The sequence below is a fragment of the Haladaptatus sp. QDMS2 genome, from assembly GCF_029338295.1.
Classification (GTDB): domain Archaea; phylum Halobacteriota; class Halobacteria; order Halobacteriales; family Halococcaceae; genus QDMS2.
The window spans coordinates 467,488-483,010 of sequence record NZ_CP119792.1 but is presented as its reverse complement, the minus strand read 5'-3'; the positions used below and the strand labels follow the sequence as shown (position 1 = coordinate 483,010).

At 64.1% G+C, this 15,523-nt stretch carries 12 protein-coding genes; 4 read left to right on the top strand and 8 right to left on the bottom strand.

Translation table 11 applies throughout. The annotated features are described in order from the left end of the window. Positions 1 to 130: 130 nt before the first annotated feature. Positions 131 to 1,594, top strand: a complete 1,464-nt coding sequence (locus tag P1M51_RS18160) for an ATPase domain-containing protein (protein WP_276248708.1) — start codon at positions 131 to 133, stop codon at positions 1,592 to 1,594. A 35-nt stretch (positions 1,595 to 1,629) separates the two neighbouring features. Here P1M51_RS18160 and P1M51_RS18155 read toward each other — a convergent pair whose 3' ends face one another. Beyond that, positions 1,630 to 2,508, bottom strand: a complete 879-nt coding sequence (locus P1M51_RS18155; RefSeq protein ID WP_276275027.1) for a WD40 repeat domain-containing protein — start codon at positions 2,506 to 2,508, stop codon at positions 1,630 to 1,632. A 251-nt stretch (positions 2,509 to 2,759) separates the two neighbouring features. Between P1M51_RS18155 and P1M51_RS18150 the strand changes: the two genes are divergently transcribed. Beyond that, positions 2,760 to 3,518, top strand: coding sequence for a hypothetical protein (locus P1M51_RS18150; RefSeq protein WP_276248710.1), 759 nt, complete (start codon positions 2,760 to 2,762; stop codon positions 3,516 to 3,518). Positions 3,519 to 3,537: 19 nt separating this feature from the next. Here P1M51_RS18150 and P1M51_RS18145 read toward each other — a convergent pair whose 3' ends face one another. Beyond that, complete coding sequence (locus tag P1M51_RS18145; RefSeq protein ID WP_276275026.1) at positions 3,538 to 3,744, bottom strand: helix-turn-helix transcriptional regulator; 207 nt, start codon at positions 3,742 to 3,744, stop codon at positions 3,538 to 3,540. Next, entirely contained in the window at positions 3,741 to 4,157 is a 417-nt protein-coding gene (locus tag P1M51_RS18140) for a DUF2178 domain-containing protein (protein WP_276248712.1), read from the bottom strand. Before P1M51_RS18140 ends, P1M51_RS18145 begins: the two co-directional genes overlap by 4 nt. Positions 4,158 to 4,418: 261 nt before the next feature. On the opposite strand from P1M51_RS18140, the gene P1M51_RS18135 reads away from it, so the two are divergent. Then, positions 4,419 to 5,873: a ribonuclease H-like domain-containing protein gene (locus P1M51_RS18135; RefSeq protein ID WP_276248713.1), complete on the top strand. Its 1,455-nt coding sequence runs from the start codon at positions 4,419 to 4,421 to the stop codon at positions 5,871 to 5,873. A 1-nt stretch (position 5,874) separates the two neighbouring features. Next, positions 5,875 to 8,370, top strand: coding sequence for a DEAD/DEAH box helicase (locus P1M51_RS18130; RefSeq protein WP_276275025.1), 2,496 nt, complete (start codon positions 5,875 to 5,877; stop codon positions 8,368 to 8,370). 35 nt (positions 8,371 to 8,405) lie between these two features. On the opposite strand, the gene P1M51_RS18125 is transcribed toward P1M51_RS18130, so the two are convergent. From P1M51_RS18125 to P1M51_RS18105, 5 genes are all read right to left on the bottom strand, one after another. Further along, positions 8,406 to 9,140: an aspartate/glutamate racemase family protein gene (locus P1M51_RS18125; RefSeq protein ID WP_276275214.1), complete on the bottom strand. Its 735-nt coding sequence runs from the start codon at positions 9,138 to 9,140 to the stop codon at positions 8,406 to 8,408. After that, the gene (locus tag P1M51_RS18120; protein ID WP_276275024.1) at positions 9,140 to 10,795 is read right to left on the bottom strand and encodes a hydantoinase B/oxoprolinase family protein; all 1,656 of its coding nucleotides are present in this window, start codon (positions 10,793 to 10,795) and stop codon (positions 9,140 to 9,142) included. The genes P1M51_RS18125 and P1M51_RS18120 overlap by 1 nt, the downstream gene beginning before the upstream one ends. Next, positions 10,792 to 12,822, bottom strand: coding sequence for a hydantoinase/oxoprolinase family protein (locus tag P1M51_RS18115; RefSeq protein ID WP_276275023.1), 2,031 nt, complete (start codon positions 12,820 to 12,822; stop codon positions 10,792 to 10,794). The genes P1M51_RS18120 and P1M51_RS18115 overlap by 4 nt, the downstream gene beginning before the upstream one ends. Beyond that, positions 12,823 to 14,031, bottom strand: a complete 1,209-nt coding sequence (locus P1M51_RS18110; protein WP_276248717.1) for an Nramp family divalent metal transporter — start codon at positions 14,029 to 14,031, stop codon at positions 12,823 to 12,825. A gap of 216 nt (positions 14,032 to 14,247) precedes the next feature. Next, entirely contained in the window at positions 14,248 to 15,468 is a 1,221-nt protein-coding gene (locus P1M51_RS18105; RefSeq protein ID WP_276275022.1) for a CBS domain-containing protein, read from the bottom strand. Positions 15,469 to 15,523: the final 55 nt, after the last annotated feature.

Here is a 15,523-nt window from a genome sequence, read left to right as displayed (position 1 = left end):
TCAGTGACAAACTGTGTCCATCGAAGGAGGGCGGTAGAACGCCTGTCGAAAGAGCCGAATGGAGCCACGATTTCCACGGCACCGATACACCTATCACATCGCACTGCGCCACTTCTGCGTATCACCAGCGATGAGTGTACGCACGCCGGAGCGAATCTCCACAGGAATCGGCGGACTCGACGAGGTACTAAACGGCGGCTTGCTGAAAAATCGTAGCTACCTGGTCCGTGGCGACCCTGGGGCCGGCAAGACCATTCTCGGCATCCACTTTCTGAAGGCGGGAACCGCACAGGGAGAGACCGCCCTGTACGTGAACTTAGAGGAGCCAACGGCGGACATCAAGACGAACGCGGCGACGCTCGGCGTCGATTTAGCCGACGTCGAGTTTCTCGACCTGAGCCCCGATTCGGAGATGTTCGCCCGCAACCAGTCGTACGACATCTTCGCCCCGAGCGAAGTCGAACAAGAATCACTCACTGAGGCCGTAACGAGTCGCGTCGAAGCCCTCGAACCCGACCGCGTGTTCATCGACCCCATCTCGCGGTTGCGCCACCTCACCCCCGACGAACACCAGTTTCGCCAGCAGGTCATCTCGTTCATGCAGTACCTCCGCGAGGCGGGCGCAACTGTCGTGTTCACCTCACAGAACACCCGCGAGATTCCCGACGACGACCTCCAGTTCATGAGCGACGGCACCATCGAAATCGAGACCGGGGAGGCCGGACGCAACGTAAACGTCCCCAAGTTCCGCGGGTCGAACGTTCAGAGCGGTTCTCACTCGATGCGCATCCGCGACGACGGCATCGAAGTGTACCCGAAACTGCGCCCGAACCAGTATAAACGCGAGTTCCCGTCAGAATCGGTCCCATCCGGTATCCCGGCGATGGACCAGATGCTAAACGGCGGCATCGAGCGTGGAACGATTACCGTCATCAGCGGGCCAACCGGGGCGGGCAAGACGACGGCCGGAACGCAGTTCATGAAGGAAGCAGCGGGCCGGGGTGAGCGCTCCGTGGTCTACATGTTCGAGGAAACGGTCGACACGTTCCTCAAACGCAGTCAGAAAATCAACATCCCCGTCCGCGAGATGCTCGAACAGGACTCGCTGTACGTCAACGAAATCGAGGCACTCGATTACTCCGCTGGGGAATTTGCGAGCATGGTGCGCAGCGAAGTCGAAGAGTACGACACGCAAATCGTGATGATAGACGGCATCGACGGCTACAAACTCTCGTTGCAGGGCGACGAGACGGACCTCGTCCGCGAACTCCACTCGCTGTGTCGCTACCTTAAGAACATGGGCGTCACCGTCATCCTCGTCGAGGAGATCGGCACGGTAACCGGCGAGTTTACCGCAACGGAAGTCGGCATCAGCTACCTCGCGGACAACATCATTTTCCTGCGCCACCTCGAACTGCAAGCCGAGATGCGCAAGGTCATCGGCGTGCTCAAAAAGCGCACGAGCGACTTCGAGCGGATGCTCCGGGAGTTCAAGATTACCGAACACGGACTGAAGGTGGGCGAGCCGCTCACGAACCTGAGCGGCATCCTGAGCAACACACCGACGGTCAAACTCGACGAGAACGAAGACTAGTTCAACTGACGGCCACGGTCAGTTCTCGAACCCCATCAATGGAAGATACCGATTGAGCACCTCCTCGGGGTTGGGAATCGTCCCTGCAATCTCCCAACCATCCGTCTCCCGTCGAAAGAGCGGACCTTTGTACGTCGATGCGAATATCGTGCCCTCAACTGCACACCAGCCGCCGGCAGCCTCTTCGGGCGTTGCGACGGCACACGTTCGAGATTCCGTCCATCGTGAGCGAACGATTCACGGAAGTAGCGTTGGTTGTGGCCCGTATCCAATCGCGTCCACGTCTGCCCGAGGTCTGTCGTGCGATACAGGCCACTGCCCGTCGAGGCGACGAGCGTGTCGCTGTCTTCCAGTTCGATGTGGTGGATATCGTCCGTGTGTGGAGCATCGAAGCCACTCACTGAGCGCGTTTCCAGTGATTCAGTTCGGTCGTCGCTCACGTGGATGCCGCCCACTTCGACGCCGGTAACGAGGCGGTCTGGAACGTCGGGATGCGTACAGAGTCTGCGAACGATTGCGAGGTCGTCGTGTCGGGGAAGACTCCAGTCGCTTCGCTCGCGCCGTTCGTCGAACGCAGAAACGTCCCTCCAGGTCAGGTCATCGAGACGAGGCGAAGCGTCGAGTGACGCTTCGAACAGGCGTGTTGGCTTCGTCCCCGCGTTGATTGTATCGCCTTCAGGGTGTACTGCGACCGAGCACACGTGCGCTTCTGGGAGGGAAAGGTTCGTCCACTCGCGGCCATCGACAGAGTGGAACAGTCCGTCGTAGGTCGCTGCGAACACGCCCTCCACAGCGTCGAATTCCGCGAGGCGAGTTAAGTCCGATGCGTCGAGAACTTTCTCAGCGACTGGCGGCGCAGGGCCCGCAACCTCGGTGAGTGTGTAGACGCCGTCGGTCGTTCCAGCGAGGAGCATATGTCGACCGACTGCTGGAAGGGGCATAGCCATTCCCTGAACCGGATTATTGTGAACTCGCGTATGTTTGTGACAGTGATTCTCGCAGTAGAATCCGCGACTCGCCCGTACTCGCTTGGGACGGGTCGTAATTTCCAGGTTTATTGTGGAGCCTCGCACGAAGAGGGAGGTCTCGCGTAAAACAGGTCGATTGCGGCAAATTTGTCAACTGTTCAACAAAGGTTAACTTGTTCTAACAGCGATGCACCATCGTGTCCCTCGATATTGGTTTCACGCTCGAAAACGGCCTCAAACGGGTCGTGACGAAGTACGGCCTCGCAATCGCTGGCGTTTACGCCCTCGCGGGCATCGTCTACCAGTTCCTGTTCAACAGCCTCATGGTCCAGGTGTTCAGCGGGGAACTCGGTGCTGCGTTCCGTGAGAGTTACCCGACGTTCGACGCGCCAGTCTCACTCCTCGTCGCGGGCAATCTACTCGCCTTACTGCTGTTCAGCTACCTCGGCATCGTAACCATCCGCATCGTCGTGAGCGGGAAGGGAACGACGATTCCGGAGGGAACGTTTTCCCGGCGTATCGGCTGGGTGCTCGCGAACACGCTCGTCGGCGGCATCGTCTACAGCATCATCGTCGGCATCGCCTCGATATTCCTGCTCGTCCCCGGCATCATCGCGTACGTCGCGTTCCTGTTGATGCCCGTCCTCATCGCAGTCGAAGACCAGAGCTTCGTCGCCGCGCTCAAGAAGAGTTGGAAACTCACCCGAGGCAACTGGCTTCGCATCTTCGTCGTCCTGCTCATCGCAATCGTCGCGCTCTCCATCATCAGCGGCGTCCTCTCGTTCGTCGTCGCACTCGTCGCCGAAGCGGCGGGCTATCCCACGGTCGGCGCGGTCGTCGGGAGCATCTTCGCTACGCCACTCTCGCTCGTCGTGCTCGGATTCCTCGGCGCGATTTACGACCAACTCAGCAGTGCGCAAGCAACGCAGACTGCCGGAGCGCACGCACAGGCATAACGAAAAACACCTCAGCAGCCTATTTTTCGCCGTCCAACTCGGGGTCGAATAGGTCCTCAACCGCACAGTCGAAGTAGGCGGCCAGGTTGAACGCGAGTACGAGCGAGGGGTCGTATCGACGTCGCTCGATGGCGTTGATGGTCTGGCGGGTGACGCCGACGGCGGCCGCGAGGTCGGCCTGGCTCAAACCTGCTGCCTCGCGTCGCCTGCGAACGTCGTTCTTCATCGCACGTAGCGCAGCCAGCCGTAGACGACGGCGTAGGTGACGAACACCGCGACGTACCCCCAGAGGACCGTCCAGAAGCCGGCGGGAAACGTATAGAGGTCGGTGTACGTGGCAATGCGGGCGGCGGACGCGCCGAGGACGAGCACCACCGCGAACAGCGTAATCGTGAGGTGGCTGGCCCGTCGTTCGAGCGCCTTGTCTCGCTCGTCGAAGAGCGTGACCGAGGAGCCACGCCAGACAGCGAGGAAGGCGACGATGCCGCCCCAGTACACCACTTCGCCGACCAGCGGGTAGTTGAGGAGTTCTCTGAGGGCAACGCCGAGGACGGTGCCAGCGATGACGAATCCGACCATCAGGCGGCGGTACAGGCGTTGTTTCGCGAGTGGGGAGCGATGAGTTTGTGTTTGTGTCATTGGCAGATGTAAAACAGGCATTCCGTAAAGCTCGCTTTACAGTAAAGAGTACTTTACATCGCCTCTTAACTCTAAGGGTGCGACAGCTCCAAACTAGTTTGGACGTACAAACCGAACAAATCTCCTGTCCCGTAGTCAGTTCAGAGTCGCAGTTGCCGTGCTGTTTTGGCGTTGCTATGGCGGTCAGCGCGCGTGAGAACGGCGTTCGAACGAGTTACACCGAGGACGAAATCTTATGGCCGAAAGCGCGCAAGTGGACGTATGCAAACGGGGCAGGGCGCACGACTGCTCGCAGTTCGGTGTGACGCCGTCGCGGAGCTCGCGAGCGACGCCCTCGGTGACCTCGTCGCCCACTTCGACCCGGACCTCGTCTACGTCGTCCGTGAACGAGCTGACATGCGCACCGTGAGCCGACTCAAGCGCGCGAGTGACTGCTCAGTCATCCACGCCGACGGCCTGCGTGGCATCCGCACCGAGACAGTTAGCGGCGTGTCCCTCGCGTTCGTGAATTCGACGGCCCTCATCGCAGACGCCGCGACCCGGGGGAGCATTCCGAGGGACACAGACTACGTCATCTGCGACGGCCTCGAACCCCGGATCGACGCCGTCACGTTGGCGGCCAGCCTCGACGGTCTCGCGGACGTCACCCGCTTTCAGGCGTCTACAGACGGACAGACGACGTTTCTTACCGGCGCGTTCGAGGCGAGTTACGACCACGTGTGGGAGGCGACCGTCGAGGGCGAGGCGGTTCGCCTGCCGGTCCGCGGACTCGCGCCGCTTCGTCGGTCCGGCCACCCTGAACTCGCCTGTCTCACGTTCGACGGAGTGGGAAACATTGCGGTCACCTCGGCCCCGGCAGACCGATTCGGCCTGCAAGCGCTCTCGAACGTTGGGTCGACAACCGCGTTGCGGCTGAAGAAAGCTGGCTACGAAACCCGAGAGGCGGTTGCGGAGGCCAGCGAAGCGGACCTGCGGGCCATCCACGGCATCGGCGAGTCGACCGCCCGGACGATTCGACAGAGTGCCCGCGCGCTGGCCGAGGGGTGCGTCGTCCGCCAGACCGACGAACCAATTCCCGCAGCGACGTACTCGCCGCTGTTCGTGGACATCGAAACCGACGGCTTGAGTCCGACCATCATCTGGCTCGTCGGCGTGTACGACCCCGCCCGGGACGAATACGTGGACTTCGTGGACACCGCACCGTCCCACGACGACCCGGGCAAGGCGACCCGCGAGTTCGTCGAGTGGCTGGCCGCCGAATACGACCGCCCCTCACTCGTGACGTGGAACGGCCACAATTTCGACTTCAAGCACCTGAACAGCTTCATCGCCCATCACGCCCCCGAGTTCGCCGAGTTTTGGCGCGAGTCGGTGTTCGAATACGACCTCTACGACTGGGCGATTCGGCAGGGCAATGCCGTCCTCCCCGGCCGCACGAACCGCCTCGAAGCCGTGGCCGCCGCGCTCGGCCTCGAACGGGGCGCACAGGCCGCGTCGCTCGACGGAAAATCCCTCGCCCGTGCAGTCGGCCGGGCGCTCCAGTCGCCAGACCTCGCAAGCGAACTCGACTGGGAGGCCGCCCGCGCCTACTGCGAGGCAGACGTGCGCGAACTCGCCGCCGTGTACGAGGCAATCGCCGCGGCGACACCCGGCCGAGAACGCGCAGACGCACCAACCGACGATTCGACGACGCAGACCGGCCTCACGGACTTCTAAGATGCACGAAGACGACACCACCACAGACGGACTGGCGCTTTCCGGCGACGACCTCGCAGAGACGTACCCACCGAATCGCTACCGGGGGCAGGTCAAGGCGAAGTTCAATATTCCCGCACGTGAGGCGCAAACAGTCCCGGCCACCGAGTGTCTGCCGCCCGAACTCGCCACGCGCCTGCCGTTCGACCCGTGGACCCATCAGGCGACGGCCCTCTCCGCGCTTGACCGGGGAGCGAACGTCTGTGTCGCGACCAGTACCTCCTCGGGGAAGACGCTCGTCTACGCCCTCCACATCGCCCGCAGATATCTCGAAAACCCAGAGACGCGGGCGCTCATCGTCTACCCGACGAAGGCGCTCAGTCGCGACCAGGAGAAGGAACTGAACGACCTCTTCGACACACTCGGCCTCGACATCACCGTCGGCGTCTACGACGGCGACACCAAATCGAGCGAGAAGGGGCGCATCCGCGAGGAGGCGAACGTCGTCATCACGAACTTCGTCGGCCTCAACCAGTACCTCGAAGGTCACCACCTGTGGGCCGACTTCCACGCAAATTGCGAACTGGTCGTCGTGGACGAAGCCCACGTCTGGACCGGCCTGAGCGGGATGCACGTCGCGTGGATTCTCCGTCGCCTCCAGCGCGTCGTCGACTGGTACGGCGGCGACCCGCAGTACGCCCTCACGACGGCGACCATCGGAAATCCCGCTGTCCACGCCCATGCCCTGACCGGCCAGCCGGCAACCGTCGTAGAAGAAGACGGGTCGCCACGCGGCGAGCGCGACCTCGTGTTCTGGGACCCACCACAGAGTGGGAGTGAGTCGGATAGCGGACTCGAAGACTCCGGGTGGACGCCGCTCGCGAAACGGCCAGCGACCGTCGAAGCCCCCGAAGTCTGGGCGCACCTCTGTGCCGGCGGCGTCCAGTCGCTGTTGTTCTGTCCCTCGCGAAAACTCACGGAACTCGCCGTAGACAGGGGCAAAAACTTCCTCCGGGAGGCGAACCCGCTGGCGGACGACCTGCCTGCGCTCGAACCGTACAACGCCGGCCACGGCAAGGAGTCGCGCCGGGCGACCGAGTACCAGTTGAAAAAGGGCTTGCTCGACGGCGTGGCCACGACGAGTGCCCTCGAAGTGGGCATCAACATCGGCGGCGTCGACGGGACGGTGCTCATGGGCTATCCCGGCTCTCGTCAGTCGTTCTGGCAGCGAATCGGCCGCTCCGGACGCGACGAGCGCGAGGCGCTCTCGGTGTTCGTCCCCAACCACTCGACGCTCGACCAGTACATCCTCCACCACCCCGAGTACGTGCTGGAGGAAGACCACGAGAGCGCCGTCGTCGATTTGGAAAACAATCCGGTTTACCTTCAGCACGTCAACTGCGCCGCCCAGGAGTTGCCACTGACGTGGGTAGACGCCGACCGCTTTGGTGGGGAGTCGCGACTCGAACGCGCCGTCGAGTACGGCCGACGAACCGGGTCGCTCGAAGGCACGCTCGACGGCGGGGTCATGTACGCCCACCGCGACCGCCCGCAGGACGCGGTGAGCCTCTACGCCTCGGGCGGCAACGCCTTCGACGTTCGGTGTCCGAGACGGGAGTCGTTCGACCACCAGCCAATCGGCCGTGACCGCGCCTACCGGGACTACCACGAGGGCGCGACCGTCCTCTACCAGGGCGACCAGTACCAGGTCACGACGCTCCGAGAGGACGTACCCCAGCCGTTCGTCGAACTCGAACCCGTGAACGTCGGCTACTACACCGAATCGCAGGGACAGGTCCACATCTTCGACACCGAGGTCGAAGAGTTCCGGATGATTGGCCCGTTCAGGCTCAACTGGGGCTACGGCACGGTGTCGGTCCACTACGCCTCCTACCTGAAACGCGACATCGGGTCGGGAGACGTCCACGACATCGGCCTCGAGACGGGACTTCCACCGCTCGAAATGCGCACCCAACTGTGCTGGGTCGAAGTCCCCGACGAACTCGAACTCGCCATGCTCTCGAAGCACAGCGACTACCAGAATCCCGAGTGTACGGACCTGCCGCCGCGCCTCCACGGCTACCTCGGCGGGATTCACGCCGTCGAACACGCGATGATTGGCGTCGCACCGCTCGAACTCAAGGTGGACGCCACCGACCTCGGCGGCCTCGCGACCAACCGCCTGCCCGGGACGCCCGAATCGAGCGGCTGGTTCATCTACGACGGCGTCGAGGGCGGGATGGGCTTTTCGCGCGCCATCTACGACCACTTCGAGGCGGTCGCGCGTCGCGCCTACGACCTCATCGCCGACTGCTCGTGCGGTCGCGACGAGGGCTGTCCGGCCTGCACGATGGACGTTCGTTGCGGAAACGACAACCGACCGCTCTACTCGCCCGCGGCGACGGACGTGTTGCAGTACCTCCTCGGAAATCTGCGGCGGGAGGAACTGGAGACGTACATCGACGACGAAACAATCGAGGAGTTGCGCGGACAGCGGCCAAAAGGGTCGATTTCGTAGGAAGAAGGCGAGAGGGGAGGGAGCCCTGGGGACGCTTACCGAGCGTCTGGAGCCGGAAGCCCACCGGGCAACCCGTCGATGGCGAGGCCGGAAACGCGGGCGAGGTCCCAGAGCGTCGCGAGATTGCTGGAGAAGACGGGGACGCCGCCTGCTCCGAGTTCGTCGATGACCGAGAGCGTCGCGTAGTTCGTACACGAGATGAACAGCGCCTCTGCGTCCGGGGCCACTTCGAGCGCCGCCGACGCCTGCTCGCGGGCGTCTGCCGGGGTGAGTCTCCCGATGTCGGTGTTGCGCTCGATTCCCCGGCCGTCGAGGTGGCGCACGTCGAATCCGGCTTCGTCGAGATAGTCGCGTTCTCGGTCGTTCAGCTCCGCGATGTACGGCGTGGCAACCGCAATTCGCGACACGTCGAGTGCGTCGAGCACGCGGCGCACCGAGAGCGCCGTCGCAACGGCAGGCACGCCTGCGGCCTCGCTGAGTCGCGCTTCTAAGTCCGCGTCGAAGCCGTGGCCGTGGACGAGACTCCCCGTCGTGCAGGCGTAGGCGATGGCGTCGACTTCGGCGTCAGCCAGTCGCTCGGCTGCGGCGACGGCGTCGTCGGCCATCGCATCCAGCCCCTCGACGGTCACGTCAACGAGCGGCATTCTGGCCGCGTGGACCGACACGTCCGCGGGCGTCCAGTAGGCGAACTCCGGTTCGACCGTCGTGTTCGAGGATGGGACGACGACGCCGAGTTTCAGGCGGTCGCCGTGGGTCGTGGGGTCATTCATCATTCGTCTCCGTCCGCCTTCTCGTCGAGGCGGTCCTGTTCGCGGAGTGCCGGGTCCCGGTCGTCCGGGTTCCCGTGGCCCCCGCCGCCCGGTGTGAGAACGGTGACGGTCGTTCCGGCGTCCACGTCGACCGAGGTCTTCGCGGCGACGGGTTCGCCGTCGATGAGGTTGCGGCCGACCGCGCCGTCTTTGCCGCCGGCGAGCCCCTTCGGCGGGATGCGCCGACGCTCGGTCAGCAGCGAGACGGTGGCGTCTTCTTGAATGGTGACCGAGCGCTCGAGGCCGAGTCCCCCGCGGAACCGGCCGTCGCCGCCGCTTCCTGCGCGAAGTCCGTAGCGTTCGACGTGGAGCGGGTAGGCCGTCTCCAGCGCTTCGACGGGTGTGTTGAGCGTGTTGGTCATGCCGACCTGCACGCCGTCCATCCCGTCTTTGGTCGGGCGGGCACCGAATCCGCCGCCGATGGTCTCGTAGTAGGTGAACGACCCCGTGCGACTGCCGATGATGAGGTTGTTCATCGTCCCCTGCCCGCCCGCTGGCACGCGGTCTGGGACAGCCTCCGCGAACGCGGCGAGGACGACGTCGGTCACGCGCTGGCTGGTCTCGACGTTCCCGCCGACGACGGCCGCCGGTAGGTTCGGATTCAGCACCGAGCCGTCGGGTACGTTGAGCGTGACCGGGTCGTAACAGCCCTGATTCGGCGGAATCTCGGGATCGGTCACGCAGCGAACCACGAAGTAGACCGCTGACTTCGCGACCGCGAGCGGCGCGTTCAGATTGCCCGGCACCTGGGCTGCCGTCCCCTCGAAATCGACGATAATCTCGTCGCCGTCGACGGTGACCGTCGTCTCGATTGGGATTTCGACCGTTTCCGGATCCACGTCCGACTGGTGTTCGAGGACGCCGTCACCTTCGAGTACGTCGCGGGCGGCGTACGTCCCGTCCGGCAGGTCGCGAATCTCGGCGGCGATGCGGTCGCGCGAGTAGTCGATAACGGCGTCGAACGCCCCGAGCACGAGGTCGCCGTGTTCGGTGAGCAGGTCGCCGAGGCGCTCCTCGGCGCGGTCGTTGGCGGCAATCTGCGCACGGAGGTCCGCCCGACGTTCGTCCGGCGTTCTGACGTTCGCGAGGATGAGCCCCATCACGTCCTCGTTGACCTCGCCGCCTGACACGAGTCGGGTTGGGGGAAGTCTGAGCCCTTCTTGGTACACTTCGCGCGCGCCGGCAGGCATGCTGCCCGGCGTCATCCCACCCACGTCGGCGTGGTGGGCGCGTGAGACAGCGTATCCGACGACTTCACCGCGGGGCGCGAGCGGCGAGACGAGCGTCACGTCCGGCAGGTGCGTCCCGCCGTCGAACGGGTCGTTGAGGATGAACACGTCGCCAGGCTGGGGGTCGCGTTCCAGCACGGCGTCGACGGCTTCGGGCATCGCGCCGAGGTGGACCGGGATGTGCTCTGCCTGCGCAATCATTCGGCCTTTGGCGTCGAAGAGCGCGGTCGAGCAGTCCTGGCGCTCCTTGATGTTCGGGGAGTACGACCCCGTGATGAGCACCTGACCCATCTCCTCTGCGACGCTTTCGAGCTGGTTGCGGAGGATTTCGAGCGTCACGGCGTCGATGTCAGCACCATCGTTCGAAGGGACGGCGTTGTTCGTCATTGGGCCACCTCCGTGAGGACGAGGGTTCCATCGACGCGCACCGTCGCCTCCCATCGTGGCGGCACGACGACGGTACTCTCGTCCTGTTCAACGACTGCTGGGCCGGTGACCGTCTCGCCCGGCGGCAGGCGTATCCGGTCGTAGATGGTGGTCGTGTAGGCTCCGTCCGCGAAGTGTGCCTCGCGCTCGTCGACGACGGCGTCGCCGGGTGCGTCGTAGGTGACTGCTGGGTCTGCGCGTTCGACGACTGCTTCGGCACGGACGTTCACGAGGTCGACCGCCTCGTCCATCCGGTAGCCGTAGGCCGTTTCGTGGGCCGCGTGGAATCGCTTGGCGGCGGCCTCGGGGTCGAACGGCGTATCGACGGGGACGGTGAGTTCGAAACTTTGCCCTGCGTACCGGAGGTCTGCCCGGCGGGTGACGACGGCCGCGTCCGGGTCGCTGCACTCGTCGCGCACCGACGCTTCGAGGTCGGCGTAGGTGGCCTCCATCTCGTCTACGTCGATTGCGTCGAGCGGTCGGCGGTTCGTCCGCACCACGTCGTGTTTCTCATCTGCGGCGAGCAGGCCGAACGCAGAGAGCACGCCACAGGCGCGTGGGGCGACCACCGTGCCGATGTCGAGGCGGTCTGCGAGAGCGGCGGCGTGCATCGGTCCGGCACCGCCGAAGGCGACGAGGCCGAAGTTCCGTGGGTCGTAGCCACGTTCGAGCGTGACCGCGCGGATGGCGCGAGTCATCGTCGCGTTGGCGACGCGGTACATCCCCTGTGCGGCCGCGAGCGGGCCGTCGAGGCCAGCCTCGTCTGCGAGTTCTGCGAGCGAGTCGCGGGCGGCGTCCACGTCGATGGACAGTTCGCCGCCGAGACTGGTGCTCGACCCGATGTAGCCGAGGACGACGTTCGCGTCGGTGACCGTCGGGTCGGTGCCGCCGCGTCCGTAGCAGACCGGGCCGGGGTTCGCGCCGGCCGACTCGGGGCCGATGCGGAGCGCACCCCCCGGGTCAACCCAGCCCTTGCTGCCGCCACCGGCACCGACCGTGGTCACGTCGACCATCGGCGTCTTGATGGGGCGACCGTTGATTTTGGCGTTGGTGGTCTGCTCCACCGCACCGTCGCGGACGAGACTCACGTCCGAGGACGTGCCACCCATGTCGAAGGTGACGAGGCCTTCGAGACCGCGGTCTGCGGCGACGTCGTTAACGCTCGCCCGAGCGCCAACCACGCCGGCGGCCGGCCCGGACATACACGTCCGAACCGCGTGATTGCGGACCGTCGTGGCGTCGGTGATGCCACCGTTTGCCTGCATGACGTGCGGTTCGGGCACGCCGGCGTCCGCGGCTCTTTCGACCAACCGGCCGATATAGGCGTCGATGGCCGGGGTGACGTATGCGTCTGCGACGGTCGTCGAGGTGCGTTCGTACTCGCGGAACTCTGCGAGCACCTCGTGGGAGACGGAGACGGGAACGTCGAGTTCGCCTTCGAGAATCTCCGCGACGGCCGACTCGTTTTCGGGGTGTGCGTAGGCGTGGAGCAGGCAGACCGCGACGGCCTCCACGCCCGAGTTTCGAATCGAGGCGGCCACCTCGCGGACCGAAGCAGCGTCTACCGACTGGGTGACGCCCTCGGTCGTTGCGCGTTCGCCGACCGTGAATCGACGGCGGCGTGGGACGAGCGGCGCTGGCTTGTCGGCGTTGATGTCGTACAGAGATGGCCGGTCCTGGCGGCCGATTTCGAGGACGTCGCGGAAGCCCTCAGTAGTGACGAGCGCCGTCTTCGCGCCGTCTTCTTCCAGCAGCGCGTTGACCGAGACGGTCATGGCGTGGGCGAAGTCGTCGATGTCGCCGGGTGCGATGCCCGCCTTTTCACAGGCTTTCTCGATGCCGTTCATCACGCCGACGCTCTGGTCTGCGGTACTCGGCACCTTCGCAGTGATGAGGTCGTTGCCGCGAAGCAGGACCACGTCCGTGAACGTGCCGCCGACGTCCACGCCGACGGTCGTTTCTGGCGGCTGGTTGCCCCCCGTGTTCATTCAGAATACCCCCGCGAGCGAGAGGAGACTGCGGACGCCGAGCCAGATGACGATGAGCGTGACAAGTCCGCCGAGGACGTTCTGTGCAGTCGAATTGACGTAGGATTGGAGTTTGGAGCGATCATTCATTATCAGGATGAGGAAGAGTGCGATGATCGGGAGGAGAATCCCGTTTGCGACCTGTGCGAACAGGATGGCTCTGACGGGGCTGAGCCCGATGGCAGAGAAGACGATACCAGTCGCGAGGATGGTCATCCACACAGCGCGGAACTTTCGCGAGGTGAGGTCGCGTTCCCAGCCGAGAGCACCGGCCGTCGCGTAGGCACCCGCGAGCGGCGCGGTCGTCGCGCTGGTGAACCCGGCGGCGAACAGGCCGATGCTGAAGAACACCTTCGCGTAGGTGCCTGCGACGGGTTCGAGTTGCTCGGCCATCGTCCCGACGTCCGAGATTTCCGTCCCGACAGGGAAGACGGCGGCCGCGGAAACGAGAATCGAGAGCGTGATGAATCCACCGACGACGATCGAGGCAATGGTGTCCGTGCGACACGCCGCGAGGTCCTCGGGGCCGCCCCAGCGTTCCTGGACGCTGCTCGCGTGCAGGAAAAGGTTGTAGCCGACGACGGTGGTGCCGACGAGGCCCGTGATGAGGAATGCAGAGCCCTCGGGGACGGTCGGGACGAACCCGGTCACAATTGCGCCGAGGTCCGGGCCGATGAGGATGGCGTCGATGAGGAACGAGACGCCCATGATGGCCACGAGCGCGATGAGCGCCCGTTCGATGAGTTTGTACTTACCCGTCCACAGCAGCGCCCCCGCGATGAGGCCCATCAACGGTCCCCAGAGCGAGGCGCTCACGCCGGTCACGGTTTCGAGGCCCGCTGCACCGCCGAGAATGTTGCCCGTCTCGTAGGCGGCGGTCCCGATGCCGATGGCGCTCACGACGAGCGCGATGCTCGCGTAGCGGAGCGCAGGATTGTCGAAGCGGTTTCGCAGCGCCTCGCCCAGTCCTTCGCGGGTGACGAGGCCCAGACGGGCGCTCATCTCCTGGAGGATGATGGTCGCGACGACCGAAAACGCGATGGTCCAGATGAGCGCGTACCCGAAGCGCGCACCCGTGACGCTGGCCGTCGTGACCGTGCCGGGGCCGATGAATGCCGCTGCAACCATCGCCCCGGGACCGATTGCCCGGAGTCGTTCCACGATGTTCATTGCGTACACCTCTTGCGAGACATGTTCACACGAAACGCGATTATGGGTTAAAATGTTGTTATGACCCGTGTGTATGCAGTACACGGGCTGTATGAGACTGTATGAACAATTGTGAAGGTAGAGAACGCACAGCAGGAGCGGGATGAACCGGTTGGCTCGAATCTACACGGTGGCTACATGAGGCAGAGGAGGCGTCCTCCCCTGCCGTGAGGTCACTCAACCGCCGAGCCACCAGCCGTAGAGACGCTCCTGCTCGGCTAGGCTTGGGTGTTTTTTCGAACTGGCGTACGTCTTTCCCTTGAGGAGTTGGCGTTCGACGGCGTTTGCCGCGAGGCGAATGGCGTGTGACGCACCGTAGCCCTCGCCGTCGGCCGTGAAGTAGCCCCTATCGGTGACCAATCGAATCCGAGCGAGAATCAGCGGCACGCCCCGACTCATCTCTTTGTGCTCTTTGAGTTCGATACTCGCCTTGATGACATTCATCTGGCGATACTTTGTGTCGAGACCCTCGATTAGCGTCGAGACCTCCTCGTAGTCCATGTCGTCGAGCAGTTCGATGCCGCTGACCTGCACCCCACGTCGCCCCGTTTCCTCCCAGGTGAGCGCCTCGATGACGTCAGTCTTCGTGATGATTCCAACCGGCTCGGTCGCACTGTCAGCCGTGACGACGAGCGAGGAGATTTCTCGGTCGAACATCGTTTCGACCACTTCGTCGAGGGTAGCATCGCGGCTCACCGTAACGACTCCATCAGTCATCAAATCACGCACGGGGAGGTCGAGCATACGGTCTGTATCACCTTCGCGTGCACCGAACCCACCGTGGGTACCACCGGCTTTCTGCCCGCCACCACCGCGCCCACCGAAATCACCAGCCGTTCCACCCTGGCTCTTGCGCCCGCCGCGCGTCGTGAACTCGATGACATCGTACAGGCTCAACATCCCCACTAGTGTTCCTGCTTCGGTGACCGGCAGATGCGTGATACGGGCTCGGCGGAGCGTGTTGAGAGCCTCCCCAAGCGTGGTATCGGGTGCTGCACGCAACAGTTCCTCAGAGTAGGCGTCGTCGACGGTCACGACGTCGAGGAACGGTTTTACGGCTTCGAGCACCGCATTCGCGGTTACCACGCCGAGGATGTGGTCATTCTCCACCACCGGGAGCGTTTTCGCGCCACTTCCGATCATGAGGCGGGCGACTTCGCGGACGTCCTCCGTCCGCTCGACGGTCGGCACGTGGTGGAGTTGTGACCCCACTTTGGCTGACGAGTGATTGGACGACGCTGCCAGTTGACGGCGGGTAACGATGCCCCAATATTCGTCTCCGTCTGTCACGATGACCGCGTCAAGCTGTTGATTTGCGAACGCACCAGCGACCTTCGAAAGCGGCGCGCCGATATCGAACTCGACGAACTCCGACGAAATGACCTCAGCGATATCCATCGTCTTTCACCTCACTGAGGTAAGCGTGATGAACGGTTAGCCCTGTCTCACCGAC